The sequence below is a fragment of the Rothia nasimurium genome (assembly GCF_928381705.1).
GTDB lineage: Bacteria > Actinomycetota > Actinomycetes > Actinomycetales > Micrococcaceae > Rothia > Rothia nasimurium_G.
On record NZ_CAKMSR010000040.1, the window covers coordinates 1 to 380 of the forward strand.

Genomic DNA, 380 nt, shown 5'->3' on the forward strand with positions numbered 1-380 from the left:
TACTCCTTCATCGCACTCGCCAAGGATTCTCCGGAATGTTGTCGCGCGTACCCGTTGTCTCACTGTCTTTCGCCGCGCTGCTTTCGGCCGGCTCCGCATCGGCCCTGGAACTGCAGCTCCCGCCTCCGGGCGAGGACGTCGTCGGCCAGGTCCAGGTGATCAAGGCCAAGTACGAGGACACTTTCGCCGACCTCGGCGAGCAGTACAACCTGGGCTACAGCGAAATGGTCGCCGCCAACCCCGGTGTCGATCCCTGGCTGCCGGGCGTCGGCACCGAGGTGATCATCCCTACCCGCTTCGTGCTGCCGCCTGGCCCGCGCGAAGGCGTGGTGATCAACCTGGCCGAATACCGCCTGTACTACTACCCGAAAGGGCAGAAC

General features: G+C 64.5%; 1 pseudogene. It reads left to right on the top strand.

The features are described from left to right. Positions 1-35 precede the first annotated feature (35 nt). Positions 36-380: pseudogene (locus L6762_RS11905) on the top strand (hypothetical protein); the annotation flags it as partial.